The organism is Vibrio sp. 1167, assembly GCF_033340375.1.
Classification (GTDB): Bacteria; Pseudomonadota; Gammaproteobacteria; order Enterobacterales; family Vibrionaceae; genus Vibrio; species Vibrio alginolyticus.
Map to the genome: position 1 here is coordinate 565,552 of NZ_JAWOWK010000002.1, position 24,549 is coordinate 590,100.

The following is a 24,549-nucleotide window of genomic DNA, read 5'->3' on the forward strand; positions in this document are numbered from 1 at the left end:
AAATTGGGTACGACAGCGAATAGACCCCAAAAAGGTGGGCGTTTAGACATAGTTTTGATTATGGGCGGGATAATAATCCTAGTTGCATAATAATATCACCTGAAGCTCATGGTTAAGAGTCAGATATTTGAACTAAGTATAAGTTTTGAAAGATTATTGTTGCTCTTGTTGACTTATTTGAAAACGACAATAAATCATGATGTAACGCATTCTTTTTTTTATTTTTGTAGATCGTGTTCGGGCTCAACCAGAGACACACGGTATTGATGTCTGATTAACAGAATTCATATTGTTGCTTTTGAAGGCAAAAAATAAGAAGACTTCTTCGAGGCTTGCTCTGTAACTAACAGAGTAATAGGGAAAGCAGCTTGCTAACTACATGACAATAGAGCGTCGTTGAAAACATTTTCTCTGTAGCTCATGTCGTTGAGGAAAGATAATAAAATGGTACGGTTTCCCAGCGATGCTAGCCCTTTTAGTGAGATAAGTTTATTGAAAATGTGTGATTGCAAAGTAAGCATAGGTAGTAAAAGTAGCTAGAATGATAGCTCTAAATGAAAAGGATTTCGTATGTTGAAGCATCGTTTATATCGGACTTACACCGCAGGGTTAAAAATGGCAGCCCATATCCTTCCTATGCCGAGACCAACCTTGTTTTCCGGCCCTGGTTCGATGAATGAGCTATTAGAATCGATGACCGAGCTGGGATTTAAACGCGTTTTGTTAGTTACCGACGAAGGGTTAGTCCAAGTCGGTATTGTAGATAAGGTGCTTGAGGCAGCAGCACAACTCGATTTACAGTTAGATGTTTTCTCGCAAGTTAAGCCCGATCCTACCTATGATCAGGTAGAGAGCGGTCTAGAGGCTTATCATCGTTTTCATTGTGAGGGCATATTAGCTTTGGGTGGCGGCTCTGCAATGGATTGTGCAAAAGTTATCGCTGCGAAAGTTACCAATAAACGGCCAATAAAAAAATTAGCTGGACTATTGAAGGTATGGCGAATGCCAGCGCCGCTTTTTGCTATTCCAACAACGGCTGGAACCGGAAGTGAAGTTACTATCGCTGCGGTCGTGTCAGATCCCTCCTCACACATTAAAACCCCTTTAATGGATCCAAAGTTGGTGCCACTAATGGCAGCTTTAGATGCGAATTTAATGATTGGTTTACCTCCTAAGATCACGGCTGATACTGGCGTTGATGCATTAACCCACGCTATTGAGGCCTATGTATCGAAAAACGCTACTCAAGAAACGATGGCTTATTCGGTTGCCGCTATTAAACTCATTTTTAAATATCTTCCTAGGGCTGTGATGCAAGGGGATGATGTCGAAGCTCGTCATAAAATGGCTATGGCATCCTATTACGCGGGTTTAGCATTTACCAAAGCGAGTTTGGGTTATGTTCATGCCTTTGCTCACACATTCGGTGCGAGATATGGAATACCTCATGGTATGGCAAACGGATTAGCCTTGTTGCCTGTGCTGCGCTTTTCATTATCAGAGATTGAGCCTCAACTAAGAAAGCTCGATGAGTTGACGGCCGAGGGGCAGTTAGGTAACGCAAGTGCTCAGCATTTTTTGGCGAATCTGGAGTCCTTGTTTTCAACTATTGATATTGAGCAAACCAGTGCGCTCATTCAACGTGAAGATGCTGATGCGCTTGTTGATTTAATTCTGAAAGAGGCGCACTGGAATTACCCTGTTCCCAAGTTCATGAACAGGGAAGAATGCACACAGTTATTGTTAAATATCAGCAAGGTGTAAATTATAGTTTACATGTGTGGTTTTTTATCCTTACACTTTGCTTGATCTTCTGCTAAAGATCCTACAATATCGACGGCAATACAAATATGGTGTTGGTTTCGGTCCGCCGTTGCCCGATCTAATACTGATAATTTCTAATAAAGTGTAAAGATTAATATACAATGAGTCGTTCTAAAGTATTCGGTAGTACGCTAATTATTGCGGGCACTACAATAGGCGCTGGTATGCTAGCGCTTCCACTTGCCTCTGCCGGCATTGGTTTTTCAACTTCAATTATCATCATGCTAGGTTTATGGGCTCTGATGGCTTTCACTGCCTTACTTATGCTTGAGCTTCATCAACATGCGGAGAGTAGTGCTACACTTCATACTTTGGCGAAACAGATCCTAGGTCAAAAAGGCAAGTGGGTGGCAAGTTTTGCGATGTTGTTTCTTTTCTACTCATTATGTGCAGCGTATATCGCTGGCGGTGGTGCTCAGTTCGGAGACCGCCTTGCACAATGGTTTGACCTCGATATTTCAGGGCCTACATCAACGATAATCTTTACCTTGATTGTGACTTTAGTTGTGACAGTGGGTACCGGTACGGTCGATAAAGTAAACCGAGTACTGTTCGCGATGAAGCTTATTGCGATGGTTGCAGTGCTTTCTTTTCTTGCTCCAAACGTTACGGAATCTTACTTGTTAAGTATGCCAATCGAACAAGGCCTTGTTGTAGCGGCGATTCCGGTTATCTTTACTTCGTTTGGTTTCCACGGAAGTATTCCTGCAATTGTGAATTACTTAGACGGTGACACTTCTTCTTTACGCAAAGCCGTTATTATTGGTTCGACGATTCCACTCGTTATTTATATCTTTTGGCAAATCGTGACGTTGGGTGTGGTTAGCCAAAGTACGCTTGTTGAGAACGGAGGGTTGAGCGCACTGATTGGTCAACTATCTCAGACAGTACACCAATCAAATTTGGGTAGCATTGTTGGTGTGTTTGCTGACTTGGCATTGTTGACATCGTTCCTTGGCGTGAGTTTGGGTCTATTCGAATTTTTGGGTGATACCATCAAAGGAAGTAACGATAAGCCTAATCGTTTGATTGCGGCACTAGTGACGTTTACTCCACCGCTAGGCTTCGCACTTTTCTATCCTCAAGGCTTTATTATGGCTTTGGGCTATGCAGCGATTGCCTTAGCGATTTTAGCCATCTTTTTGCCTTTGGTTATGGTGATCAAGGTTCGTAAATCGGATGATTTTACTGGGGAGTACCGCGTCGCAGGTGGTCAAGGTGCGTTAGTGATAACGGGCATCGCTGGCACTGGCATCGTATTCGCTCAGGTGTTAATTACGCTGGGTGTTCTTCCTGCTCTAGGCTAGTTGTTTAGAACGTTCTTTGAATAACTTCTAGTTACTGAATCCATCGTAATCAATCAGTATTGTTAGGCCAACGAGTTTCGCTCGTTGGCTTTTTTAATCTGGATCAAATTACCGTAAGATATCCGGTGAAAAAATTGGTAGAAATGTGCTTTTATTTCGTACACTTAAGTTGTGGTATATCGATAATTTAAGTGGAGAAAACCGCTCAAAATACCATTGAATTTGCAACACAATGAGCTTTTCTTGTTTCTCTGCTTTGGTGTGGAGGTGAAGCATGGCGCACCGGAGTTTTTACCCGTTTGCAAAACCGCTTAACGAGCAACTGCAAACGCTAAAAGGCAGGATGCAGGCGCACTTGCCATGTATTGATAGGGTGTCATTTGCAAAATATCACCCAGACCAAGATGTGCTCAAATCATTTGCAGAAAGTGAGTTCGACACTTGGTGTTTAGCCCATCACGAATCAGCATTCCGTAAACTCCACCACCTCAATATTGCCTCTAAAAACGCGGTTCCTCGTATCGTCGAAGACCTTCATGATATTAAGCACTGTCCTCGGGTTCAAATTTTACTCAAACACGGATATCAGTCGTCGGCTGCTATTCCTTGTTATGACAATAAAGCTTTTACTGGTTTTGTATTTTTGAACTCCACTCAACGTGATGCGTTTAGTTTAGAAGCGCTGAATGGTCTTAAACCTTATTTCGAAATGATTCGATTTGCGGTTGAATCAGAAACTCAAGTAGTCAATGCGATAGAAACGCTAGCGAACCGAATGCAATGTATGATGCCAGGCTATTCACCTGAGTATTACGCGCATACCAAACGCATGAAGTACTACAGTCAAATTATCGCAACGCAGTTAGCGGATCGTTATCACCTGAATGACGAAATGGTCGAAGATATTGGTATTTTTGCTCAGTTCCATGCGCTCGGTGATAGTCAGCTGCCAGTTGAAATTGCTAGCCGCCGAACAAATTACTCTCAAGAACAAGAGGCGATATTGATTCAACATATTGAGCGTTGTATCGATTCAGCGGATGACATAGTTGCCCGTATCGGAAATCCGGTTCACCCGAGTGTGACTTTGTTTTTGCAGATGGTTACTTATCAGTACGAAAACTTAAATGGCACTGGTTATCCTTATGGTTTAACCAATGATGATATACCAATCGCCGCGCAAATTACGGCTGTCGCGAATGCCTTTGATTTTATGACGACGCACCATCCGTATAGACAAGCGTGCTCCATCCCATACGCATTGTTAGAACTTGAAAAATGGGTATATCAGGGATGGTTATCTCGAGAATGTGTTGATGCTCTGCGAGAGCATCAAGGTTATATAAAGCAAATCATCCACAAATATCCCGAGCACTATACAGGCTTGGGGTTAATGTGAAGAGCAGTAACAAAGTTGAAATGTTGACGAGGAGGAATATTTAAACAATACTGTTTTTATATACAGTAACAAGTTTGGAGGTGAAGTATGTTGTGGGAAACCCTTGAAAGAGTAAACCGCTTACGCCAACAAGCACTTGCAAATCCTGAGTTTGTTGAGTCAGCAAAAGAGCACGAACAAGCACTTCAGGAGCAAGAATACCATTATCAAACTAAGAAAAAGCGTTCAGCCAAAGACAAACAAGGTAAAAAGTCGCTGGCCGATATCTATAAAGAAGTAGAGTTTGGCGCTGACGCTCGTCATTAATGTATTCACTGCGGCATTTTTCATTTCTTCATACGCTGCAGTATTCGTTCAAATTTATGCGAGAGCAGTGGGAGACCGCTGCTCTCGTTGACCTGCCTATAATTTACTAATGAAGTTCAGCAGAGCAAATTATCACTAACACTTAGCAATTCTCTCAATGATCTTGTTGATATAATGATAATGACAACGGTTTGCATTTGTATCTTTGTTGTTATATAAAACCTCCCTTATTAATCGTTCTGTTGAATAAGAACGGCAAACGTGATCAACGAATGAGAGCTCTGAATAACTGTTATTCGTAAATGGCTATTAGGTGAAGTAGGGATGTTGGAAGCTAAAGCACTCCAGTTTGAGATTGAAGGCAAGTCATTGCTAAAAGCGTTTGATGTGACATTTGAACCCGGAAAAACATACGCTCTTGTTGGACACAATGGTTCAGGAAAATCCACATTGTTAAAGTTGCTGGCACAGCAACAGCCATACACCGCTGGTGACGTGGTTCTGCATGGAACGAGCATTAACGATCTCTCAGCGAAAAAATTCGCCCAACACATTGCCTACTTGCCTCAGCATCTTCCAGTGACCGACAGTATTTTAGGTCGAGATTTAGTCGGTTTTGGTCGTTATCCATGGCATGGTTTACTTGGACGTTTGAGTAAGAAAGATCACGACATTGTTGAAGAAGCAATGGCGATGACAGGCACACTAAAATACGCAGATCGCTTAGTGGACACGCTATCTGGAGGAGAGCGTCAACGTGTGTGGCTAGCTATGCTGTTAGCCCAAAAAACCGAGTATTTGCTTCTTGATGAGCCTTTGTCTGCGCTAGATATCAGCCATCAAGTCGATATGTTGAAGCTTATCTCTAAACTCAGTCAAGAACTGGGTTTGGGCGTTATTATCGTATTACACGACATCAACTTGGCTGCACGATTTTGCGACTACATCGTTGCATTACATCAAGGTGATTTGATTGCACAAGGCAATGTTGAACAGGTGTTTACTGAACCTAAGTTGAGGGACATATATGGGATAGAGATGATGATCTCTGACCACCCTGCAGGTTATCCGGTGGCGATGCCAAGCTAAAGGTTGGAATAATGAGCAGTACAAACACTCGACTTAAACATTTCTCTTTCGCTCTCTCACTTAGTGCGCTTTTGGTCAGTTCTTTTCAAGCACTAGCTGACGCACCACCTCGGGTGATGTCGGTTGATTGGACACAAACTGAAACGATGTTGGCTTTAGGGGTCGTACCTGTAGGCGTTGCTCAAGGGCAAGATTACGATGCTTGGGTAAAATCGCCACCGTTACCACCTCAAACGAAGGATGTAGGGTTAAGAACTCAACCCAATATAGAGCGCATTTACGAGCTCAGACCTGATCGTATTTTTATTGCCCCGTACTTCTCCTCAATGAAGCATCGCTTAGTTGATATCGCCCCGGTTACCACCATTGACTTATATGAAAGCGGGATTACGGATTGGTCGGTACTTACCAGTTTCACTCGGAGGTTTGGTGAAGAGCTGGGAAGAGAGGCGGAAGCAGAGGCGCTTATCCAACAATATGAAAAACGTTTGTCTTTATTAAAACAGCGTATAAATAAAGGCCAGCCGCCACTTCTAATGATTCAGTTTATGGATACAAAGCACGTACGTGTTTTTGGTCAAAATAGTCTTTACTCCCAGGCTATCGAAAAGATTGGGCTGAGTAATGCATGGAATGAAAAGACGAATAGCTGGGGCTTCAGCCTAGTTGGCATCGACAAGTTAGCTGGCATAAAAGCTCAAATCGTTATCGTAGAGCCATTACCTTATGGTGGAGCGGAGCAACTCTCTCAAGACCCATTTTGGCAATATGTTGTTCAACAATCTGGTGAAAAGGTCATGCAAGTCGCGCCCGTTTGGAGTTTTGGTTCTATGCCTTCAGCCCTCCGTTTCGCAGAGTTAGTTACGGCGAGTAAGGTCAAGGAGTTAACACAATGAAAACGATGCCTTTAAGCTTTGTGGTGTTACTTTCGGCATTTACCTTTTCTATTGGTGCTTTCCAATTGTACCAAGTAAGCTCATTTTCGTTGGCTCTAAGCAGTTTATGGGAGCCTAACTTTCAATCTATCGATTCTGTTTTACTTCACTTTAGCTGGTGGCCTCGAGTCTTCACCACGATTATATCTGGTGCTGGATTAGCGGTTGCTGGGGTATTGATGCAGCAAGTGCTGCGTAACCCTCTCGCTTCACCCACGACACTTGGTGTGGCGAGCGGTTCAAGTTTTGCTTTGATGTTAGCTACGCTATTCGCACCTTGGATGTTGGATATCGCGCCTAATTTGGTTGCTCTCATCGGCGGTGTGATATCGATGGGGTTGGTGATGCTGTTGTCATGGCGACGAGCGTTATCTCCAACGGTTGTCGTCGTTTCTGGGTTAGTGATAAACCTGTACTTTGCATCATTAAGTACGGTTATTCTGATGATGAATACCGAAAAGCTGAATGGGTTAATGATATGGGGAGCCGGTTCGCTTGTTCAGAGTGGATGGGGAGATTTCTCGTATCTTGCCCCTCGAATCGCACTTGCTACGGTCGTTGCATTTGTGATTGCAAAGCCGTTAAGTCTGTTGGAACTCTCCGAGCAAGGTGCCAAGAGTTTAGGTGTCTCGCTAGCTAAGTTGCGTTTTGTCTGTCTTGGGCTTGCGGTGTTAATCACTTCTTGGGTGGTTTCTGCCGTAGGAATCATCGGTTTCATCGGGTTAGCGGCGCCAGCGATTACTCGATTGATAGGTATCAATAAAATCCAGCATAAGCTTTGGGTATCAATGCTGATTGGTGCCATGTTATTGACTTTAACCGATTTGGTTATTCAGCAACTGCCGGGGCTAATGGCGAGTTTTATACCAACGGGAGCAGCAACCGCTGCACTGGGCGCTCCGCTACTGTTATGGCTGTTACCTCGCTTATCACAAAAGACGCAGGGCCATACTCAAACAGTGTTAACTCGACATCGTGAACATGTTTACAAGCTAAACCCTAAAGCGATCTCATTGGCGTTGATCGGCACGTTAATTTCTGTTGTTCTCTTTGCCACGGTTGCTGTGCAAAATGAAGGGTGGGCAAACTTATTTGCTAGCCAAAATTGGATTTTTTTGGAGTGGCGCGCACCTAGATTATTTGCAGCAGCAATTGCGGGGGCAATGTTAGCGATTGCTGGAACCATGATTCAACGCCTAAGTGGAAACCCAATGGCAAGTCCTGAAGTGATCGGTATCAGTTCAGGGACAGCGATGGGATTGATCATCGCGATGTTTACTGGGTTTGGTTCGTCAATTTTCACTCTTTCTCTAGGCGGGCTCGTAGGTGCATTAGCGACGGTATTAGTCATTGTGCTGCTAAACCGTAAGTCAGGCTTTCAGCCGGAGCGTATTTTATTGACTGGTATTGCGATAACCGCACTGATGAATGCAATACAGAGCTTTATTCTAGCCACTGGTGACCCAAGAAGTTATCAAGCATTGGCTTGGTTGTCTGGGTCTACCTACTATGTCTCGGTTGAAACGTTACTCCCATTGTCTTTATCTGCGCTTGTCTTTATAGGGTTGAGTTTTCTCTGCGTAAGATGGCTAGATATTCTTCCTGTCGGTGCCGCTTCCTCTAAAGCACTTGGAATTCGAGTTGATCGTTCACGCGCAATACTGCTTCTTTTAGTTGCTTGTCTCACGGTCAGTGCGACATTGGTTGTTGGTCCGATTAGCTTTGTTGGGTTGTTGGCTCCGCATTTAGCTCGCTTATTTGGTTTTAACAAAGCGTCACAACACATGTTATGCGCCGCGATACTGGGGGCAGGGGTGATGTTGTTGGCTGATTGGTTGGGACGACAGGTCCTTTACCCGCAAGAAATACCAACAGGGCTTATGGCGTCTCTCATTGGCGGTTTGTATTTAATGTGGGGTTTACGCCGCTTATAGAAATGAGCTAAGCCTCAACCAAGAAAGTACTTATACAAATAAGCACTCGTAGTGGCATTCGTAACCTATGCGAGTGCTTTATGCAAAACCTCTGGTTTGTCTTTTACGGAAACAACTGGCGATGCCGTAACTCGCTTTTCTTTCAGCGGTCGCTGAAGTCATGAAGGGTTGGTTTGGCTGCCGACAAAAAGGAGAGAATATGACTCGGCAGTTTATGCTGACACCAACGTCGATGGCGGTTGTATTAGCTGTATCAACGCCAAATGTCTTGGCTCAGGAAGATGAAAATATAGTTGTGATTGGACAGCAGCAAGACAGTGCAGTTGGTCCAGATTTTAGTTATCTCGGAGCGAAGAGTCGGGCAGCGACGAAAACTGATATTGCTATCAATGAGACTCCAAGAGCGGTGTCTGTTGTTACGCGAGAGCAAATGGATGATCGTGCCTCTATTAGCATTTCTGACGCACTACAGTACACACCAAGCATTCAAACTAATTATTTCGGCGAAGATAACAAGCAAGATTGGTTTATTATTCGTGGTTTTAAACAGGCGAACAGTGGGTTGTATCAAGATGGTACCCGTTTATATTCTTCTGGCTTCTATAGTTGGCAAATAGATCCGTTTGCTTTGGAAAGGGTTGAAGTTTTACGTGGTGCAGCGTCTGTTCTTTATGGGCAAAACCCTCCAGGTGGGGTTATCAATGTTGTCAGTAAGCGACCTCAATTTGATGGGGGGTCAGGACTTGTATCTTTGGAGTACGGTTCTGAAGACCGTAAACAACTTTCTCTTGACGTAAACTCTGAGGTGAGTGAGCAGCTAGCTTTCCGCTTTCAAGGGTTAGCGAGAAAAAATGGGACGAGAATTAGTGGGGTAGAAGCAGAGCGCATTCTTCTCTCTCCATCGATGACGTACAAATTTAATGAGACGTCTGAAATTACCTTTCTAACGAGCTATCAAAAAGACGACTCAGATCCTTATCTGCAATTTTTGCCAGTTGAAGGAACGTTAACGCCAAACAAAAATGGAAAGATCAGTGATAGTTTAGCGATAGGCAATCCTAACTGGGAGACGTTTGAGCGTGAGCAGGTGTCTTTAGGCTATGAGTTTTCTCATGCATTTAATGATACCACTTCATTTGTTCAAGCAGCTCGTTACAGCGAAATGGATGTTAAGCTAAGACAAATGTATTCGTACGTTTACTCGGCTGACGTGCCTGCGTTGGGGCCGGCTTTGGACCCATCAAATGAACGCAAAACCATACTTCGGGGTGCTTCAACAGAAGATGGGTCATCTGATGCTTTTAATATCGATAATCGTTTGATGCACCAAGTAAATTGGGGAAGTGTTGAGCATAACTTGATGTTGGGCATAGATTTTCAAATGATCAGTATCGATGGTAAAGATTTTGCCAATGACCCTATAGTTGCTAATGGTAATGCATTATTAAACACACCAATGGGAGCTTTGCCCGATCCTAGGTTTAATGTATTTAATCCTACTTATTCGGATAACATAATGTTACTCGATCCGAATACGCTACAACCATTGAGCGAAACCGATAAGCAAAGAACGAAAATCGATAATCAGCAGCTCGGCGTTTACTTTCAAGATCATATGCTGATCAACGATAAATGGGCGATGTTATTGGGCGCACGTTACGACGATACAAGTAATGAAGTACATAATGTTACCACGGGTGCTCGCACGAAAGTTGATAATGGAGAGTGGACGTTTAGCGTGGGAACGGCTTATATTTCTGATTCTGGCTTCACGCCATACTTTAGTTACTCTCAGTACTTTGATCCAATTATTCAAGAAGACAGCAATGGTAAGCCAGCGAAGCCTGAAAGCGGTGATCAATTTGAAATCGGTATGAAATACCAACCGGATTCATTTGATGGTTATTTCAATATTGCAACGTATCGGGCAACAAAAGAAAACTTGGCTCGTATCTACTTGAGTGAATTAACGCAAATAGGAAAAATAGAAAATAACGGCGTTGAGTTTGAAGCTGTAGCTAATGTGACACCATCCTTAACATTGATCGGGAACATTGCGTACGTTGATGCAGAGATAAAACAAGACATCAATAAGGCATGGGTTGGCAAAACGCCTTCCCAAGTGGCGAATACCGTATCATCAGCTTGGGCACATTATCGTTTCTTTGATGGACCTCTTGATGGCTTTGCTGTTGGCTTAGGCGCGCGCTATACAGGTGAGTCATACGGAGACAATGAAGAGAGACTAAAAGTACCAAGTTATTTCTTAATGGATGCGACGGTCAGTTATCGAATCGGCGATTACAAGCTACAAGTCGCAGCTAAAAACATCGCGGATAAAAAGTACATAGCGACATGTGATGGTTTTTGTTGGTATGGCGACCGACAAAATGTTATTGCAAGTTTAACTTACGACTGGTGAGTTAACGTATAAATAAACACCCCTAACTTTAGGGGTGTTTATTTAGAAATCGGCTTTACGGACAAAGTGCGGGTTTTTGTACTTTTTCTGCGGACCAAACGATGATACGACAAGTTTGTTCCATAATGTTTTGTCAAACTCACCCTTTGGAATCGAAGGGTAGAGGGTTTCCTCTTCTTCTCTTGCAAAGTTCATATATTGTTTCTTTTTAATTTGATTGTACTTTTTGGCGATCTGGTTATGTTTTCTTACCCACTCCAGCTTGTAATTGTGGAGCACTTTTTCACCATCTTCGAGACTCATTCGAGATAGGAACAGTCGCTTGTATGAGACCTTTCTGTCCAGCATTGTGCGCATAACGGTTTGGATATATTTACCGTGATGCGTAATGGTAATGTCGTTTTCATCAACAGGAGTGACACACCAGCCTTTAGGTAAAAAGTCTGGCTTCTTAAATTGCTTATTACGCTCCATTAGCGCCTGATGTAAAACTAAATCAGAGGTGCCGCGGAACGTCTTTTGCCATTTACCGATACGAATTTGAATCGAACCAGGCAAGCGATAGATGTTAGTAAACTTATCTTTGTCCATGGACTTGTGTCATGAGATTAATGTGCATAATTAGAAAGCGGAATTCAGCCCAATGCCACAGGCAGTAGGCTTAAATACCGTACGATTTTACAACGACCTTGCGTGATATAGCGAGGGGTTATGTCAATAATAGGTAAGAAATAGAAAATTAGTTCACATTATGAAGAAATTGGAAGCTTACAAGGCTAAATTTTGAAGTTACACCAATTATGCCCATGCCGACTAAATAAAAGAAGGCACGGGCATAAAATCACACCGCTTCTTCGAGTTGCTTGGTGTCTTCTTCAATCTGTTGTAGGTGTCGGTTTGCTTGCTGTAACTGATACATTTGAGCATAACGACCATTTTGCGTTAAGAGTGCTTTGTGTGTGCCTTTCTCGACTAACTCCCCATGATGAAGAACAATGATTTGGTCTGCATCTAGGATAGTTGACAGCCGATGAGCAATAACAACGAGCGTCATGTCTTGTCTGAGTACCGCCAAGCTCTTTTGGATTAAAGCCTCTGTTCCTGAGTCAATATTTGCGGTTGCTTCATCTAATATCAATATCTTAGGTTTTACCACAAGCACACGTGCTAACGCCAAAAGCTGTTTCTGACCCGCAGATAAATTAGTTTCGCCTTGACCTAACTGCGTGTCTAGCCCGTTAGGGTAACGATGAATTTGTTCTGCCAAACCTACCTTGTCTAACGCATCCCATATTTGATTGTCATCAACCGCCCGACTGAGAGAGATGTTTTCTCTGACTGAAGCAGGGAGAATATGTGGATCTTGTTGAACCATTGCCACATCTTTGCGAAGTACGTCTTTCCCTAATGTTTTAAGTGGACGACCATCTATGAGCAGTTCACCACATTGCGTTGGATAAAAGCCCATTAACAGTGACGCTAATGTGCTTTTACCGCTTCCTGTATGCCCGACAAGCGCGATAAAGTCTTGGTGGTTGGCCTTCAACGAAATGTCTTTTAGGACGTCCTGTTTACCATCGTAGCTAAATGTGAGGTCTTTAAGTTCGATAGCACCTGACCTTAATGGTTGATGATCGCCCCCGTAAGTTTGTTCTTTCGCATCAATCAATTCAAAAACACGTTCGCTTGATACTAACGCCTGCTGAAGTAGAGCAAGTTGCTGAGTCATCTCAATTAGTGGTTCAGTAACTCGCGCAAGATAACTGATAAATGCATACAGTACCCCCACACCAATCAACTCAATACCATTAAAACCAAAGATCGCAACCAAGCAAAGCAACGCAAGACCAGCGAGTAAGTCCATTAATGGTCTTAGCAGATAGCCGTTTAGCCGAATCACTCGTTTAGATGCCACCAGATGCTCTGCGGTTAGCTCGTTGAACTGTTTATTAAAACGCTCTTCTTGTTGCATTAATTGAATGACACTCATCCCTTGAATGGATTCACTCAGATTCGCATTTATATCGGTCAATAGGTCACGCATCTTTCGGTAGCTTTCTGTACTTAGCTGCTTAAACAAGTACATAAAGCCGATGACGATCGGCAGCAATACAAGCACAACGAGTGTGAGCTTCCAGCTCATGAAAAACATAACGCCAAGCATTACGACAATCATGACCACGTTTTTCACCACGGTCGCGATCAAAAGCTCATAAAATTGCTGTAAAGATTCCGTATCGTTGGTGATTCGCGACACCAATTTTCCAGCAGGAGTGTAATCAAACGCAGATAACGGCTGCTTAATCACGCCAGAAAATACTTGCTTACGAATCGCTTTGATCGTGTTAGCCGCGACAATGCTAAATTGCAATGACTGAAAATACTGGAATGTTGCCGATACGATCTGAAGAGCGATATAACCTACTGCTAGCGAAATCAGAACATTTTGTGAATAGTCACCTTTAGCGATGTGCTCATCAATGAAATATTGAATCAACCAAGGGCCGCCGGCGCTAGCTAACGCTGCAATAAACAGCAAGGCGAGTCCTTTAATCATTGGCTTTGGTTGAGATAATGGGTAAGACATTAACCGTTTAAACGTGCTGGTCTGGTTCATGCATTATTCCTCCATCGCCTGTTCTAGTTTTTGGTATTCGAACATTTCGGCGTACCATCCCTGATGCGCTAATAAAGCGCTATGTTGCCCACGTTCAGTAATGTGGCCGTGATTCAAGACAATGATCTCGTCTGCTGCTTCCAATGCGGTGAGGCGGTGTGCAATAACGATTAGGGCTTGATCACGGTAGTGTGTTTCCAAATTCTTAAGGATTTGATGTTCGGTCCGTCCATCAACAGCGGAAAGTGCATCGTCCAAAACCAACACTTGGGCATTCAGCAGCATAGCGCGTGCTATCGCAATACGTTGTTTTTGCCCGCCGGAGAGTGTAATGCCTTTTTCACCAACTTCTGTTTGGTAGCCTTCAGGAAACTTCTCAATATCGTCATGTATACAGGCTAACTTTGCTGCTCTATAGACTTCTTCTTTCTCTGCATTAGGGTTGCCTAAGGCAATATTGTCGAAGATAGATTTGGAGAATAGAAACGGACTTTGGTTAACGACAGCAAAACGGTTGCGCCACTGTGGAAGTAGGGCATCCTTGATCTCGACATCACCGAATTTAATTGAGCCGTTTTCTAAATCATGTTGACGCAAAAGTAGTGTTAACAGGGTCGATTTTCCGCTTCCTACCGGCCCTGCAACTCCCAACATTTTTCCGGGTTCCAGTTCGATGTTTACTTCCGTCAAAGCGGGCGGTAAATCACTAGACCAATGGAAATCGTCGATATCAATTTTCAACGGAAGTGGTTTATTTTCTATTGGCTTATTGCCACTGATAATTTCTGGCTTTTCATCAAAGATCTCTTGTAATCGGTTCCATGCAGCAGAGCCTCTTTCTAAAATGTTAAATAGGAATGCGAATGCCAGCATCGGCCATATCATCAACCCTAAATACATCGTAAATGCGGTCAGATCACCAAGCGTGATCTCACCTTTATCAACAAGGTAAGCACCAGCAGCGACACTAAGAAGGAAAGAAAGACCGATGGTTAACTGAATTGCCGGGTCAAATCTAGCATCGACTCTTGCGACAGCGATGTTCTTTTCGCCAGTATCATCCACAACCTCTTCAAAACGTTGCTGCTCTTGGTTTTCTAATCCGAAAGCACGCAGCATTCGCACGCCATTAAGTGACTCTTGTGTTATGTCTGACATGGTAGAAAAGGCTTCCTGAGCGACACGAAAGCGTTGATGTAGGATACGCACAATAAAGAAGATGATGATGGCAAGAAATGGCATTGGAAGAAGTGCCATTACGGTGAGCTTCCAGCTTACTTGCGTTACCATAATGATTAAAACCGCAATACCAGTGATCAAAGAGTCTGCGGCGGTTAAAACCCCTTCGCCGGCAGTCATAACGATATTACGCACATCATTAGTGCCACGAGCCATCAGATCCCCCGTCTTGTAACGTTCAAAAAAACGAGGTGGCTGTGTCGATAAATGCCTATATAGACGGTTACGTAGAATGGTCCCGAGCTCCCAGCTTGCGCCGAAAAGCCAAATTCGCCATAAGATGCGACACCCATAAATAGTAAAGATCAGTACAGTTAACCCTGAGAGCCATAGAATCAGCGTATTTGTATCTAAAGTGTTGTCTACGACGCCATCAACTATGATGCCAACTGCTTTGGGCGGAACAAGCTGTAGTGCTGATATCACAGCGAAAAGCAGAATGGATCCGACATAGTGCCTCCACTTTTGTTGGAAATACCAACGTAGCTGCCAGAATATTCTCATTACGCCTCCCGCTTTAAATTATTGAATTTGTTATAGAACTATTATTGAGCGAAATGATGAGTTTACAAGCACAAGTTATAGGCGGGTTTAAAAACGATAGATTGTTTCAATTATAACCATGTGTCGGCGCAAATTACTGGTTTTATCTCTATGAGCTAACTGTGCGACGACATTATGTGAAATAGTTGTTAATGGTGGTTTTGGAGCCATGACCTTGCAATAACGATGAAGACACCAAAAGTAAAAGTGTTACTGCCACTCTCTATATGGGAATTAGCAATCGTTAGTTTGTATTTTGTATTTCACTTGGCCACCAGGAGTTTCTGGGTAGTAAACTTCGACATAACACATATGTTCTGGACCAACAGGCTTGTTTGCAAAACCAATAAGGAAGTAGGGCTCGTCTGGGCTATCTACCCCATACCAAGTGTTGATAGTGAGTTGCGGATCAAAGCCTGCTAGCTCTTTTGCTGGAATAACATTTTTGATAAATCCAAAGTAACCAATTAGGTCGTTATGGCCGTCATTATCTAGATCAATGTTATATTGTATGCCGCCATCTACTGTCTCTTGAGATTGAATCACTGCTTTGGTGTAGACAAAGTTGTTGGCGGTCATGAGTGCTTCTCTGGCTCCATATAGAACCGCCACTCTGGCATCTTTTTGTAAGCCAAGAAATTTAGGAAATGCAACGACGCTTACAATACCAAGAATGATGATGCACACAATGAGTTCAATAAGAGTAAATCCTTGAGAGCGACGCACAGCCTTTCTCCATGTTTTAGAAACGAATAGGCGGCTATTCTGATATAGAAACTTTCAGGTCAAGTATTAAAAAAGGATGATAGTAAGAGATCGGGATTGCAAATCTCAAATATAAAACAAGTTGCTTGTTTTCGAGATGAGGAGTGATTTTGATAAAAACCAAGGAATGAACTCGAGAGGATAAAATCCTCCCGAGTAAAGCGACTAAGATTCGTGTGTCAGAGCACTGCTGTTACGTTTAAAAATGAATCGCCAAATAAATAAGACAATTGCGATGTAACCTAATCCTACACCAAGCGCTTGCCAGTGCATGCCGTTATACATCGCGATTGGCATCAAAGAGATGATAAAGATGTCAGTGATTGAGCCAGGGACATAAGCGATGGCGTAATCATCAAGCACCTTGCTACGCATTTTTGGATCAACAATGCGAAGCAACGCAATACCCATGGCAACTGTACCGGTTAACCAACCCCAAGAGAAAATGCCTTTCTCGAACCAATCTTCTCCCATGATACGTGGGGCAACCCAGAAGATTAGCCATAGTGTGAAGGCGATACCGCCGATTGCAAGTACTACCATCGGCATTAAATACTGGGCTAAGACGGTAATCTTGATGGCTGAGATACCAAAGATAATCAAATAATCGGTACTGATGCCCGCAGCATGTTTGAATGCACCGTCACAAAGATAGCGTGAAGCTTTCGTTTGTTTCGCGACGATTCGCACGAGCATGCCGCCAAGGAAGCCAGTTACGAACGTAGGGATTTGTACCTTATCGTGGAAAGAAGATAAGTAGTTAGCCGCTACATACGAGAAAGCTGTTACCACTACAACCAACGCCGCGTGAATCGCAAAAGAATCAACCGACAGGGAAGACATGGTGTCTTTCATTACCGGTTCTTGATCATCAGGCTTAACAAGGCCTTTGCGTTCGTGTTCGTCCATGCTGTCGAAGGTCGTAAAGCTACGAATCCAACCCATCTTCAATGCGAATTGCAGCATGAGCATGCCGACAGAAATCGAGATGAAAATACCCACGGTTGCGAACGTTAAGCCAAGTGTGAAGCCATCTTCCCAGCCAAGCCCCGTGAAGATTTCACCAACAACAGATGCAGAGCCATGTCCGCCCATAAAACCCGCAGACATTGTCACACCAAAGCCAGGATTAATCTCTGGCCAGAAGAAGGTTGTGAGAACTAGACCAAACATTGCCGCAAACAACCACTGAGAAACAGAAGCGATTTGGTTAAATGCCCACAATGAGCCAGCACGCTGTGCGACGGCTTTAGGTGATGGAACATCCGTTGCCAGACCTAACGCAGAAAAAAGTGCAGCAGTTAATAGGCTTGCGTTAGCGGTAAACGTATCGGTCCAAGGCAGTACGTCTAACAGGGCTGGTCCAAAAATTAGACCGAATAATCCTGCGAGAACCGCCGATGGAATGTACATACGCTGTAGTAATGGCGCGTGAACGCGAATGACTTTTGCCAAAATCAATAGTAAGCCAGCGATGGCTAAGTCAGTCAGCATTAGACCTTTAGGCATCTTATCCTCCAGTAAATGCAGTCAAGGGGTAGCGTCCTTGTGACCTACCTTGAATAAAAATCTCTCTCAAGCCAAAAAGTCACATACGTGACTAAAAGCGTTGAGAAATCAATGTCGTTTTCATAAGCAAAGGAATGTGCTTATGCAATTTGAAATGAGTGTAAATGTTGTGATTGCACACGAACAGGAAGAGAAATTAGATTAAATTTCTCGATATTTTTTTGATAGTTCACTCAGGAAAGGCGGCAATCGTAGTCACTTTGTCAGAGCAATGCAATTGGTGTGAATCAATAAATGATGTTCACTAAATGAGCGTTCTTTACTAACAACATGAAAAATAAAGACAATTAATAAGCAATAATATTTGTCATATCGACAATAAAAGTTAATTAAATGGTTAAATTGTCGCCGCTTTATGGTGTGGCGTTACGGATTCACATGCGAAAGAACAAAATCGACTAAGGTGCGATTTTTAAGGGAAAGCTGTTTTGAACGGTAAAGCAGGTGGATCGGTTTTGGCTTGGGAATGTGTGAATGGAGAATTTCTACCAAGGCGCCAGATTGGATTTCCTGCTCAACTAAGATCTTTGGTTGCAGAAGAACACCAGAGCCTTTTAACGCGGCAAACTTAAGCACATCACCATTATTAGACGTTAATCGGGTGTTGCTGTTTCCAAAGGTATTAGATGGCATGTTCACCACCTGTTGGCTTTCCCCTTGGTGGTACTGAAATCCCAAACAATGATGATGTTCAAGGTCATCAAGCGATTGGATAGGGGCATGCAGCTTAAGATAAGAGGGTGAGGCGCAGTAAGTCATGTGGTATTCACCCAATTTTCTCGCGACTAACGACGAATCGACCAACTCACCGATTCGAATAATCACGTCAGCTTCGCTTCGATATGGGTCAATCAAATTGTTGTCCAACATCAGCTCAACGTTCAAATCGGGAAATTCAGCTAAGAAGTCAGCCACGATAGGAGCAATGACCTTTTTGCCATACGTGACAGGGCAGTTAACTTTTACAGTTCCGGTTGGACGGTTGATCAGCGTCTGGATCAGGTTCTCTGCGTTGGTGATGTCTTCAATAATGCGGTGGCACTCTTGGTAGTAGAGTCTGCCAGCTTCGGTCAGGGACTGTTTACGCGTGGTGCGATGAATCAGCTGTGTACCTAAGCTTTGCTCAAGAAAGCTCACGTGCTTGCCAACCATAGTCGGTGAAATATCAAAGTGGTGTGCAGCATTACGAAAGCTGCCGTGTTCGACCACGTAAGCGAAAACTTTCATGCTTGTTAATTTATCCATTGCACACCCAGAGTTGATAAAGAAATAACTAAAGCAGAGTTTATCAATCAAACGAGGTTAATTACAGTGGGCGTATGATTAAGAATGGAGAAAGAGATCCATCATGAATGAGACGATTTTTGTTACCGCCGAACTGAAAATGAATGCCGATAAGCCAAGACAACAAGTAGTTGAAGCCATTGAACAATTTTGCCTTGATATGCAAAGCGAAGCGGGGTGCTTGCAAGCGAATGCGACCTACGATTCTAAAGATCCACAACGTGTGATTCTTTGGGAGCGATATGAAAACCGCACCGCGATTGAAGCGCATTTTGCTATGCCGCATACACAAGCGTTCATTGCAGCTGAAATGGCAGAGTTAGTTCAAGCATTCGAAACCCAAGCTCAATAGGAGAGGCGAACATGAAATGGGGTATTTTAGGCACAAGCTTTATCTCAGGTGTCATGGCTGAGGCAATCCAAGGCGATGACAAGAGTGAACTGTACGCGGTTGCTGGGCGTTCGGAGCAGAACTTAAAGACATTCGCTGAGCAATATGGCATCGAGAATACGTTCAACGATTACGATGCGTTGATTGCCGATGAGCAAGTCGACATTATTTACATAGCATTGCCAAATCACCTTCATCATGACTTTATCGTTAAAGCGGCAGAGCAGGGTAAAGCGATTCTTTGTGAGAAGTCACTGTCGGTAGATATGGAAAAAACCGAGCTGGCCTTAAAAGCAGTCGAATCGCACAAGGTATTCTTTGCTGAGGGTTTGATGTACTTGCATCACCCGTTGATCAGCGAGTTGGTTTCGGTGCTTAAATCGGGAGAGATTGGTGACCTTCGCTCGATCCATACGTCTTATATCGCGTCGATTGCACAGTTTGTGAATCCAGACAGTAAAGGTGCTTTGTATAACTTGGGCTGCTACCCAATGTCACTGGTGCACTTGGTGGTGAAAACCATGTTGGGTGAGCAAGCTTTTGAGAACCGTTCTATGACAGCGATTGGCCGAAGAGGCCATGACGGTAATATCTGCGAGTCGAGCTTGATGATGCAATTCGGAGAGCAGCAAACGGCGAGCGTACACACTGCCGAAGATCATGGATTAAAACACCAATTCACCATCCTGGGTAGTACAGGATGCATTACGTTAGACTCGAATCCATGGTTACCAACGCAAGATAACCAGTTTAGTGTGGAAATTTACGAGACGTCGAAGCGTGAAGTGTCTGTTCCGGCAGCAGGGGATGCTTTTTACTATCAAGTGCGCAATATCCGCCAGGCGGTTGAAGCGGGGCGTACATCGTTAGAGAACCCTTGTGCCACATGGGAAGACTCTCACCGTATCATGCAGCTACTGACGGAGTGGGAATCACTGGCTTCAAAGTAAGCTTGTGTTTAGGTGAAATAGACCAATGAAAATAAAAACGGCGCACTAAATACAATATTTAATGCGCCGTTTCTATTTATGTTCAGCTGGCTTAAATGCGGTTGTCGCCAGTGCTGAACGCAATGATTTGGCTGATCTCAGACAGGCTTCTACCACTTTCTTGCTGCCATTGAACAAACGCTTTGTTGGTGGCATCGAGCGATTTCTTCGTATCTTTGCCACCTTCAATGATCTTGCAATTACGCAGGTAAGCTTCAACGTCGCTAGACAAGATAAAGGTATCAACGCCCATTTGACGCAGTGTGTAAGGACCGGTATTCCCACCTAGGCGATTACCGCGTTTCTTCAAATACGCCCATAGGTCGGTGATTTTCTCTTGCGGCCAATCGGCAACCATTTTGCCAAACGAGCCGTATTCGATTTTTGCTTCGTGGATCATACGAGCATTAGCAGGAATCGACATGACTTTAGTGAGGTGGCGAATGATGCGTTTGTCGGTTGCTTTGGTTTCCCATTGCTCGTCTGACAGCATCAACAACGGCTCAATCTTAAATCCGAAGAACACTTCTTCGAAGTTCGGCCACTTGTTGCGAACCACGCTCCACGAAATCCCACTTTGGAATACCTTCATCGAAAAAGCGGCCAGCCAACGGTCATCTGGAATCGCCGCCAATTCTTCTTTGCTTAGTGGATGAGACAAAAGCGCTTCAAGTTGATCTTCACCACCTTTACGCTCGGCAGCGCGCTGATAAATCGCGTCAAATTTTTCGATACTCATAAAAGAAGTTAGTCCTAGTTTATGTCGATATTTGCGAAACATACTACGCTTAAGTGGCTGAATCGTAAATTAATGGAGTGTCACAAATGAAGAAGGTCACATTAACGTTTGTCGGGGAAGGTTCGGATCGTATTGCGGAAAAATTCTATGCGTGGATGACGGACGGTGGGTTAGAAGACAGCATGATTGAGAATTTATCTGACCGTGAAATCTCAGTGGTCGGCATCAGTGATATGGATAATGAAACGCGTGATGTGGTGATCAATACGGAAATGAACTAACGAGTCGTCTTTCGTCAGCTATTAGAATCAGATAAAACAAAGCCCTTCACGAGAAGGGCTTTGTTGCGTTTATAAGCGTGAGAGCCTAGTTATTTACCAGTGTCAGACCGCTTGGTAGTGCATCACCGAAGATACGCTTCGATTCGCTCTCAGATAGCTCTTTGACTTCTTCAACCAGTGATACCCAAGATTCAGGTACCTTGCTTTGCTTCAACTTAGCCAGTACCTGCTCACGGTAGTCGTCTGAGATATCGAATAGGCGGTCGCCCGTCTTACGACAAATCATTACGGCTGCGAAAGCGATCATTGGCTCTTTCTGCCAGTTCTGCTCTAACAGCTTAGGCAACCACTGTTCCGCTTGTTCACGAGGAATGACGTTATGCTGGCTGCCATACAAAGGCGTACGTGATGCCAAGCGACCCATTGCCCACCAGTGTGCTTGTTCGAACTGGTTATGGTTGATGGCTTTGCTCAAGAACCACGTAGCCAATAGAACCTTGTCTTCGACTTCTAGGTGTTCAAGCGATGCCGCTAATCGAACCATGGATTCATAACCCATGTCTTGTGCCGCTTTGGCTGACTGTGGGTTTTTCATCGCGCCAGGGTGTAGGTATTTCGCGATGTCCGCCAAGATGGTCTCTTGTTGCTCTTGGCTTAAACCACCTGCGATACGACGCCAGAACACCCACCAGTCAGTCCAACCTTGATGGTTCTTGAACTGAATGTTTTGTTGGTAGAGACCCCAAACTTGCTCAATGCGCCATGAGTCGGTTGGATCGCCAAAGCCAGGACGCAGTGCAAAACCAGCCAAACGAAGCCAGTTTTTCTCGTGTTGTTCAGAACGGCGACGACGCTTACGACCCTGTGCAAAGGTATCGAACAGTTGACGTAGGGTCGTGAAATCCCATTCATCACGTTTGCCCAGTTTCTTCTCAAGATCTTTGGCTAAGGTTTTGATCTCTTTACTTTCCGCGCTTTTCTTATTACCGCTGTAAAGGCGAGCGATCAGCTCCTTACATTCGTTCAGTTTAGGGTGAAGCTTAACTTGCTCGTTGTCGTCGGTTTGCTTGTTACGAACTTCGAACTCCAACTCCCAACGTTTGCTATCGTCTTCTGCGCTGACACATTCCATCTTAAGCGTGCCGACTTCGGTCAACTGACACGCCAGTTGTACTTCTACACGCTCTTTCTGGTTGGCTTGCAGTTCAGCGCCTTCACCTTCAAGGGTGGTGATATAAGGCGGAAGAGGAGCAAATAAGCCGGGGTCAACGTCAACCATCACGCCATTTTGAATAGCGGTGTTATTGGTTAAGGTGTCGTGGGTAGAAGTCAGGAGGTTAAAGCGAACAGGTTCACCTAGGGTAAGCGAGAAACGACGACCACTTAAGCGGATCTCGTGTCCTTCTTCTGTCCCTTTTGCAAGCAAACAGAGCGCTTTGCCCATCTTGTTCTTCTCTTGAAGGTGCAAGAAGTAAGAACGCGCTGCACCGCCACCAATTTTAAGCTGCGCACCACGACGTGCTTTACCAAATGCAACAGCACCCAGGGCAACAGACCAATCTGGATGTGGGTTATCTAATACCGTAACCGGAGCGCCGCGCCAATCGGAAAGGAGGGTAGTGACACGCTCAGTCACAAGCTCACTGTTGAACACACCACCGTTGAGTAGCAAACCTACCGGAATGGCATTTTGTTTGTCGTCTTCAATGCGAAGAGCGGCACGAGCAACTTGTTGGTGCTGAGTTAAGAACTCGGCTACGTGTTTGCTAACAGCTGGGTCAGCAACGTATGGAAGACCAAACTCGACAACGGCGCTGCGGCGTTTGTCTGGTACTTCACTGAAATCAGAAAGCGGGAAGAAGCCATCCAAAGCGATTTGGTGCACTTCTTGTTTGCTCAGCCCAATACTCTTTGTTCCGCCAAGAAGTTTCGAGCCGCTGCCCAGCATGGTGATCTTCACTTCTTCAGGTGCACTCGCTGAAAGTAGGTTTTCTTTCGCCTTGCGAGTTTGCTGAATCAACTTAGTCAGGCTTGCAGCAGTGAGCTTCTTACTCTGGTTGAAGCGGCTTTCCGCAAGGTGCGCTAATGCTAAGTCGAGGTTGTCACCGCCCAGCATTAAGTGTTCGCCAACACCAATACGATCAAGGGCTAGTTCATCTTGAGAAGAGAAACTGGCTTCAATCAAGCTCAAGTCGGTAGTACCACCGCCCACATCACACACCAGAATCAGCGGTAACTCTTTGAGTTCATCAGCTGCGGTTTGCTGGTGGCGTGCGTACCAGTCGTAACATACGGCTTGTGGTTCTTCGAGCAGGACGATTTTCTTTAAACCAGCCAGCTGTGCAGCTTCAAGCGTGAGTTTACGAGCGGTTTCATCGAACGAAGCTGGAACGGTCACAACCACATCTTGGTCTTCTAACTTATTGCTAGGATGACGGTAGTTCCATGCTTGACGAATGTGGTTGAGGTAGCTTGCGCTGGCAATGACGGGAGAGACTTTGTCCACTTCTTGTGCACCAGCCCAAGGAAGAATGTCTGAACTACGATCCACTGCTTGGTGTGATAGCCAGCTTTTAGCACTGGATACCTGACGTCCTTCCACCTTAGCGCCTAATTCACGAGCCCATTCACCCACGATTACATTACTAATATCGCCAGATACAGGTTCGTTTTCCCAAGGGAGTGTTAGGTCAGAAGGGGAGATTTGACCAACCGCAGGGTGATAGCGGAATGAGGGCAGCAATGGTTTACGAACCACTTCACCCGGACCAATCAATTGGTCGATGTCGAATAGGGATACTTCGGATTGTTCAAGGTTGTCGGTGATTTCACAGTACGCCACCACAGTGTTTGTGGTGCCAAGGTCAATACCAACAAGAAAACGAGGAGATGCCATACAAACCTTCGTGTATTTAA

General features: G+C 44.3%; 19 protein-coding genes. 11 read left to right on the forward strand and 8 right to left on the reverse strand.

Going from position 1 to position 24,549, the window contains the following annotated elements; all coding sequences use genetic code 11:
* The first annotated feature begins 570 nt into the window (after positions 1-570).
* The 8 genes from R7Z78_RS05865 to R7Z78_RS05900 all read left to right on the forward strand — a co-directional run bounded on the left by R7Z78_RS05865 (position 571) and on the right by R7Z78_RS05900 (position 11,216).
* Positions 571-1,764: an iron-containing alcohol dehydrogenase gene (locus R7Z78_RS05865; protein ID WP_054579464.1), complete on the forward strand. Its 1,194-nt coding sequence runs from the start codon at positions 571-573 to the stop codon at positions 1,762-1,764.
* A gap of 161 nt (positions 1,765-1,925) precedes the next feature.
* The gene (locus R7Z78_RS05870) at positions 1,926-3,131 is read left to right on the forward strand and encodes an aromatic amino acid transport family protein (protein WP_033905238.1); all 1,206 of its coding nucleotides are present in this window, start codon (positions 1,926-1,928) and stop codon (positions 3,129-3,131) included.
* 274 nt (positions 3,132-3,405) lie between these two features.
* Complete coding sequence (locus R7Z78_RS05875; RefSeq protein WP_104975290.1) at positions 3,406-4,530, forward strand: HD-GYP domain-containing protein; 1,125 nt, start codon at positions 3,406-3,408, stop codon at positions 4,528-4,530.
* A gap of 87 nt (positions 4,531-4,617) precedes the next feature.
* The gene (locus R7Z78_RS05880) at positions 4,618-4,836 is read left to right on the forward strand and encodes a hypothetical protein (RefSeq protein WP_005377723.1); all 219 of its coding nucleotides are present in this window, start codon (positions 4,618-4,620) and stop codon (positions 4,834-4,836) included.
* Positions 4,837-5,160: 324 nt separating this feature from the next.
* Positions 5,161-5,925 carry an ABC transporter ATP-binding protein gene (locus tag R7Z78_RS05885; RefSeq protein ID WP_005377721.1) on the forward strand — a complete coding sequence of 255 codons (765 nt, stop codon included), beginning with the start codon at positions 5,161-5,163 and terminating at the stop codon, positions 5,923-5,925.
* An 11-nt stretch (positions 5,926-5,936) separates the two neighbouring features.
* Complete coding sequence (locus tag R7Z78_RS05890) at positions 5,937-6,821, forward strand: iron-siderophore ABC transporter substrate-binding protein (protein WP_169644492.1); 885 nt, start codon at positions 5,937-5,939, stop codon at positions 6,819-6,821.
* Positions 6,818-8,794, forward strand: coding sequence for a Fe(3+)-hydroxamate ABC transporter permease FhuB (fhuB, locus tag R7Z78_RS05895; RefSeq protein WP_005377716.1), 1,977 nt, complete (start codon positions 6,818-6,820; stop codon positions 8,792-8,794). Before R7Z78_RS05890 ends, fhuB begins: the two co-directional genes overlap by 4 nt.
* A gap of 199 nt (positions 8,795-8,993) precedes the next feature.
* Positions 8,994-11,216 carry a TonB-dependent siderophore receptor gene (locus tag R7Z78_RS05900; RefSeq protein ID WP_104975292.1) on the forward strand — a complete coding sequence of 741 codons (2,223 nt, stop codon included), beginning with the start codon at positions 8,994-8,996 and terminating at the stop codon, positions 11,214-11,216.
* 42 nt (positions 11,217-11,258) lie between these two features.
* Here the strand turns inward: R7Z78_RS05900 and R7Z78_RS05905 are convergent, their stop codons facing one another.
* The 6 genes from R7Z78_RS05905 to R7Z78_RS05930 form a co-directional block, all read right to left on the reverse strand.
* Positions 11,259-11,807: a hypothetical protein gene (locus R7Z78_RS05905; protein WP_017820633.1), complete on the reverse strand. Its 549-nt coding sequence runs from the start codon at positions 11,805-11,807 to the stop codon at positions 11,259-11,261.
* Between the two features lie 250 nt (positions 11,808-12,057).
* Entirely contained in the window at positions 12,058-13,833 is a 1,776-nt protein-coding gene (locus tag R7Z78_RS05910) for an ABC transporter transmembrane domain-containing protein (RefSeq protein WP_169644495.1), read from the reverse strand.
* Between the two features lie 3 nt (positions 13,834-13,836).
* Positions 13,837-15,576 (reverse strand): ABC transporter transmembrane domain-containing protein, encoded by a 1,740-nt coding sequence (locus R7Z78_RS05915; RefSeq protein WP_104975294.1) that lies wholly within the window; start codon positions 15,574-15,576, stop codon positions 13,837-13,839.
* 273 nt (positions 15,577-15,849) lie between these two features.
* Complete coding sequence (locus R7Z78_RS05920; protein ID WP_104975295.1) at positions 15,850-16,341, reverse strand: type II secretion system protein; 492 nt, start codon at positions 16,339-16,341, stop codon at positions 15,850-15,852.
* A gap of 204 nt (positions 16,342-16,545) precedes the next feature.
* Positions 16,546-17,889 carry a sodium/glutamate symporter gene (locus R7Z78_RS05925; RefSeq protein ID WP_017634031.1) on the reverse strand — a complete coding sequence of 448 codons (1,344 nt, stop codon included), beginning with the start codon at positions 17,887-17,889 and terminating at the stop codon, positions 16,546-16,548.
* Between the two features lie 426 nt (positions 17,890-18,315).
* Positions 18,316-19,194, reverse strand: a complete 879-nt coding sequence (locus R7Z78_RS05930) for a LysR family transcriptional regulator (RefSeq protein WP_104975296.1) — start codon at positions 19,192-19,194, stop codon at positions 18,316-18,318.
* 103 nt (positions 19,195-19,297) lie between these two features.
* Between R7Z78_RS05930 and R7Z78_RS05935 the strand changes: the two genes are divergently transcribed.
* Both R7Z78_RS05935 and R7Z78_RS05940 read left to right on the forward strand, forming a co-directional pair.
* Positions 19,298-19,585, forward strand: coding sequence for a putative quinol monooxygenase (locus R7Z78_RS05935; protein WP_017634033.1), 288 nt, complete (start codon positions 19,298-19,300; stop codon positions 19,583-19,585).
* 11 nt (positions 19,586-19,596) lie between these two features.
* Entirely contained in the window at positions 19,597-20,574 is a 978-nt protein-coding gene (locus R7Z78_RS05940) for a Gfo/Idh/MocA family protein (protein ID WP_017634034.1), read from the forward strand.
* Positions 20,575-20,665: 91 nt separating this feature from the next.
* Here the strand turns inward: R7Z78_RS05940 and R7Z78_RS05945 are convergent, their stop codons facing one another.
* Positions 20,666-21,352, reverse strand: a complete 687-nt coding sequence (locus R7Z78_RS05945; protein ID WP_005377694.1) for a DNA-3-methyladenine glycosylase I — start codon at positions 21,350-21,352, stop codon at positions 20,666-20,668.
* A gap of 86 nt (positions 21,353-21,438) precedes the next feature.
* Between R7Z78_RS05945 and R7Z78_RS05950 the strand changes: the two genes are divergently transcribed.
* Positions 21,439-21,633, forward strand: a complete 195-nt coding sequence (locus R7Z78_RS05950) for a hypothetical protein (RefSeq protein ID WP_005377692.1) — start codon at positions 21,439-21,441, stop codon at positions 21,631-21,633.
* Between the two features lie 85 nt (positions 21,634-21,718).
* Here the strand turns inward: R7Z78_RS05950 and R7Z78_RS05955 are convergent, their stop codons facing one another.
* Positions 21,719-24,529, reverse strand: a complete 2,811-nt coding sequence (locus R7Z78_RS05955; RefSeq protein WP_104975297.1) for an Hsp70 family protein — start codon at positions 24,527-24,529, stop codon at positions 21,719-21,721.
* Positions 24,530-24,549 lie beyond the last annotated feature (20 nt).

Bases quoted from the DNA above. Each gene is read 5' to 3' on its own strand.
- R7Z78_RS05925 (WP_017634031.1), bottom strand. From the start codon at position 17,889: ATGCCTAAAGGTCTAATGCTGACTGACTTAGCCATCGCTGGCTTACTA.
- R7Z78_RS05940 (WP_017634034.1), top strand. From the start codon at position 19,597: ATGAAATGGGGTATTTTAGGCACAAGCTTTATCTCAGGTGTCATGGCT.
- R7Z78_RS05885 (WP_005377721.1), top strand. From the start codon at position 5,161: ATGTTGGAAGCTAAAGCACTCCAGTTTGAGATTGAAGGCAAGTCATTG.
- fhuB (WP_005377716.1), top strand. From the start codon at position 6,818: ATGAAAACGATGCCTTTAAGCTTTGTGGTGTTACTTTCGGCATTTACC.
- R7Z78_RS05890 (WP_169644492.1), top strand. From the start codon at position 5,937: ATGAGCAGTACAAACACTCGACTTAAACATTTCTCTTTCGCTCTCTCA.
- R7Z78_RS05870 (WP_033905238.1), top strand. From the start codon at position 1,926: ATGAGTCGTTCTAAAGTATTCGGTAGTACGCTAATTATTGCGGGCACT.
- R7Z78_RS05945 (WP_005377694.1), bottom strand. From the start codon at position 21,352: ATGAGTATCGAAAAATTTGACGCGATTTATCAGCGCGCTGCCGAGCGT.
- R7Z78_RS05930 (WP_104975296.1), bottom strand. From the start codon at position 19,194: ATGGATAAATTAACAAGCATGAAAGTTTTCGCTTACGTGGTCGAACAC.
- R7Z78_RS05950 (WP_005377692.1), top strand. From the start codon at position 21,439: ATGAAGAAGGTCACATTAACGTTTGTCGGGGAAGGTTCGGATCGTATT.
- R7Z78_RS05880 (WP_005377723.1), top strand. From the start codon at position 4,618: ATGTTGTGGGAAACCCTTGAAAGAGTAAACCGCTTACGCCAACAAGCA.
- R7Z78_RS05935 (WP_017634033.1), top strand. From the start codon at position 19,298: ATGAATGAGACGATTTTTGTTACCGCCGAACTGAAAATGAATGCCGAT.
- R7Z78_RS05900 (WP_104975292.1), top strand. From the start codon at position 8,994: ATGACTCGGCAGTTTATGCTGACACCAACGTCGATGGCGGTTGTATTA.
- R7Z78_RS05865 (WP_054579464.1), top strand. From the start codon at position 571: ATGTTGAAGCATCGTTTATATCGGACTTACACCGCAGGGTTAAAAATG.
- R7Z78_RS05905 (WP_017820633.1), bottom strand. From the start codon at position 11,807: ATGGACAAAGATAAGTTTACTAACATCTATCGCTTGCCTGGTTCGATT.
- R7Z78_RS05955 (WP_104975297.1), bottom strand. From the start codon at position 24,529: ATGGCATCTCCTCGTTTTCTTGTTGGTATTGACCTTGGCACCACAAAC.
- R7Z78_RS05910 (WP_169644495.1), bottom strand. From the start codon at position 13,833: ATGAACCAGACCAGCACGTTTAAACGGTTAATGTCTTACCCATTATCT.
- R7Z78_RS05875 (WP_104975290.1), top strand. From the start codon at position 3,406: ATGGCGCACCGGAGTTTTTACCCGTTTGCAAAACCGCTTAACGAGCAA.
- R7Z78_RS05915 (WP_104975294.1), bottom strand. From the start codon at position 15,576: ATGAGAATATTCTGGCAGCTACGTTGGTATTTCCAACAAAAGTGGAGG.